Annotated in this window: 2 protein-coding genes and 1 pseudogene; all 3 read right to left on the bottom strand. The window is 69.9% G+C overall.

Annotated elements, in window-relative coordinates; genetic code table 11:
* The coding region (gene prfB / locus FDZ70_07615; protein TLM73625.1) for a peptide chain release factor 2 at positions 1–217 on the bottom strand (217 nt) is incomplete at its 3' end.
* Between the two features lie 12 nt (positions 218–229).
* Positions 230–3,001 (bottom strand): annotated as a pseudogene (secA, locus tag FDZ70_07610) (preprotein translocase subunit SecA).
* 157 nt (positions 3,002–3,158) lie between these two features.
* Positions 3,159–3,683, bottom strand: a complete 525-nt coding sequence (locus FDZ70_07605; GenBank protein ID TLM73624.1) for a hypothetical protein — start codon at positions 3,681–3,683, stop codon at positions 3,159–3,161.
* Positions 3,684–3,793: the final 110 nt, after the last annotated feature.

Here is a 3,793-nt window from a genome sequence, read left to right as displayed (position 1 = left end):
AGACGATTGCGTCGTACGCGGCCACGTCGTCCTTGAGCCCCGCGACCTGCGCCATCACCTGCTGCGCGGCGCCCGGGTCATCCCAGAAACCCGGCTCGGCAGCACGCGTCTCGAGCGAGGCGATCTCGTCACGCTTCGACTCGACACGAAGGTACTCGGCCATGCGGGACACCCGGTCCCGCATGGCGCGTATGTCTGCGCTGCGGTCCTCGATCACGGGGTCCTACCTTCAGCTCTCAGCCGCGCCGTGGCACTTCTTGTACTTCTTGCCGCTCCCGCACGGGCACGGGTCGTTGCGGCCCACGTTCGCGAACGGGTCGCCCTTGTCCTTGACCACGGTCGCCGACTTCGGCTCGGACTTCGCGCCCACGGCGGCGGCCGACGCGGCCAGCGCGTCTCCCCCGCTCTCGGCGGCCGCGGCGCGGGCCTGCTGCGCCGCGGCGGTGTCGCGCGCGCCGCCGGCGAAGATCGTGTCCTCGGTCGGGGCGGAATACGACACGTCGCGCAGCTGCGGCGCCTCGACCGGCGCCGCCTCCACGCGCGCGTGCATCATCGCGCCGACGAAGTCCTCGTTGATGGCATCCACAAGGCCGGCGAACATCTCGAACGCTTCCTGCTTGTACTCCACGAGCGGGTCGCGCTGGCCGTAGCCGCGCAGCCCGATGCCCTCGCGCAGGTAGTCCATGTCCTGGAGGTGCTCCATCCACCGCGCGTCGATGATGCGCAGCATGATCTGCCGCTCGAGCTCGCGCACCACGCCCTCGCCCAGCGCCGCCTCGCGCTCGGCGAGCACCGCGCCGGCCCTCTCGGCCAGGTCCATCGCGAACACGTGGCCGTCCTCGGCGCCCTCACGCAGCGACGCCACGACGCCCGGCAGGCCGAGCAGCGGCTCGACCCACGCGGTCAGGCCGTCCCAGTCCCAGTCCTCGGAGTAGGTGCGCTCAGGGCAGTACTCGAGCACACCCTTCTCGATCGTCTCGGCGAGGATCTCCTCGACACGAGCGTGCAGGTCCTTGCCGCCGAGGATCGCGTCGCGCTCGCCGTAGATGACCTGGCGCTGCTTGTTCATGACGTCGTCGTACTCGAGCACGTGCTTGCGCGAGGCGAAGTTCATCGCCTCGACCTGGCGCTGGGCGCTCTCGATGGCCTTCGAGACGAGGCCCGCCTGGATCGGCATGTCGTCGGGGATGTCGCCCTTCTCCATGAACGTGGAGATGCGGTCCATGCGGTCGCCGCCGAACAGGCGCATGAGGTCGTCTTCCAGCGACAGGTAGAACTGCGACAGGCCCGGGTCGCCCTGGCGCCCGGACCGGCCGCGCAGCTGGTTGTCGATGCGGCGCGACTCGTGCCGCTCCGTGCCGAGGACCGCCAGGCCGCCTGCCGCCACGACGGCCTCGTGCTCCTCGGCGCAGATCTCCTTCGCGCGCGCGAGCGCCTCGGCGTGCTGCTCGTCGGTGGCCTCCTCGGGCTGGACGCCGCGCTCGCGGCAGATGTCCTCCCACAGGAACTCGGGGTTGCCGCCGAGGATGATGTCGGTGCCGCGGCCGGCCATGTTGGTCGCGATGGTGACCGCGCCCAAGCGTCCGGCCTGCGCGATGATGTGCGCCTCGGACTCGTGGAACTTGGCGTTGAGGACGTTGTGCGTGATTCCGCGCTTGGTGAGCATGCGCGAGAGCCGCTCGGAGTTCTCGATCGAGATGGTGCCGACGAGGCACGGCTGGCCGGCCTCGTGGCGCTCGACGATGTCGGAGACGACGGCCGTGAACTTGCCCTCGACGTTGCGGTAGATGAGGTCGTTGCGGTCGTCGCGGACCATGTCGCGGTGCGTCGGCACGACCATGACCGGCAGGTTGTAGATCTCGCGGAACTCGGCGTCCTCGGTCACCGCCGTACCGGTCATGCCGCCGAGTTTGTCGTACATGCGGAAGTAGTTCTGCAGCGTGACGGTCGCGAGCGTCTGGTTCTCCTCGCGCACGTGCACCTGCTCCTTGGCCTCCACCGCCTGGTGCAGCCCCTCCGACCAGCGTCGGCCGTACATGATGCGGCCGGTGAACTCGTCGACGATGAGGACCTCGCCGTCCTTGACGATGTAGTCGACTTCCTTCTTGAAGAGGAACTGCGCGCGCAGCGCCTGCTGGAGGTGGTTGACCAGCTGGCCCGACGGATCCATGTAGATGTCCTCGATGCCGAGCAGTTGCTCGACCTTGGCCAAGCCGGTCTCGGTCGCGGCGACGGTGCGCTTGGCCTCGTCGAGCTCGAAGTCCTCGTCCATCTTCAGCCGAGGGATGACCCTCGCGAACTGCTTGTACGCATCGGCCGAACGGGTCGCGGCGCCGGAGATGATGAGCGGGGTGCGCGCCTCGTCGATGAGGATCGAGTCCACCTCGTCGACGATGGCGAAGTGGTGACCGCGCTGCACGCGATGGTCCGGGCGCACGACCATGTTGTCGCGCAGGTAGTCGAAGCCGAACTCCGAGTTGGTGCCGTAGGTGACGTCGGCAGCATAGGCGGGCACGCGCCTGCCCGGGTCCATCTGCGCCTGGATGATGCCGACCTCGAGGCCGAGCGCGTGGTAGACCTGCCCCATCCACTCGGAGTCGCGCTTGGCGAGGTAGTCGTTGACGGTCACAACGTGGACGCCCTGGCCGGTGAGCGCGTTCAGGTAGACCGGCAGCGTGGCGACGAGCGTCTTGCCCTCGCCGGTGCGCATCTCGGCGATCATCCCCGAGTGCAGGACCATGCCGCCGATGAGCTGGACGTCGAAGTGGCGCATCCCGAGCGCCCGCTTGCCGGCCTCGCGGCAGGCGGCGAACGCCTCGGGCAGCAGGTCGTCGAGGTCCTCGCCGTTGTCGAGACGCATGCGGAACTCGCCGGTCTTGGCGGCCAGCGCGGCGTCGTCGAGCGCCTGCATCGAGGGCTCGAGCGAGTTGACCTGGTCGACACGGCCGCTGAACTGCCGCAGCTGGCGGCCTTCGCCGAGTGTCAGGATCTTTCCGAGGAACTCGAATGCCACGGTGGCGGATACACCTCACGGGGACGGGGGCGGAAGGCGTGGTTCGAAGCCGGGACAGGATAGCACGCGCGGTGGGCGCGGACGGGCCGGCGCGGGGCGGCTCCGCAGCGCGCACACAGGCGCGGCGAGCGTCACGCGGGTGAGGTCAGCCGTGACGCCACTCGACGACGAACGACCATGCCGTGTCCGGGGCACACTCGACCGAGAACACGAGGGCGTCGTGGCCCTGAACGCGCGCTTCACCTGAGAAGGTACTCCCCTTCGGCGCCGAGGTGGCGTTCCACCACACGCGAGGCGGTTCGCCGTCCGCGAGCGCGTACGAGAAGACGGTCGGGCCGTCGCCGGGCGCGTCGGTGCGGGCGCGCAGGCGCATCTCACCGCGCGGGAGATCCAGCGGCTCGCAGGTGCGCGGCCCGGACCCGCTGACCGCGAGCACTCGGACCCAGGCGTCGGGCGGCGGCTTCTCGCCGCCGCGTGCATCCGCCAGCGCCTTCTCGTCCACATGCTCGCCCGGCGGGATCGTCCCGGTGAGTTGCGCCGATGCGGACGTCTTGCCCGCCGGCGAGGTGTCGAGCCGGGCTTGGGGGGTCGCAGGCGCCGACGCGGCTGCCGTGCCGGGATCGGCGACGCCGCCAGGACCAGTGGCGTCCGGCGAGGCGCTAGCAGCCACTGCGCCCGAGCCCGGCGACGCGCCGCGCGGCGATCCATCCCGACGCGCCAGCAGCACCCCGCCAAAGACCTGTCTCTTATACACATTCCGAGCCCACGAGCCTAGGCATG

The sequence above is a fragment of the Actinomycetota bacterium genome (assembly GCA_005774595.1).
Taxonomy (GTDB): domain Bacteria; phylum Actinomycetota; class Coriobacteriia; order Anaerosomatales; family D1FN1-002; genus D1FN1-002.
Note: the sequence above shows the minus strand (reverse complement) of the source record. Positions and strands in the feature narration are given on the sequence as shown.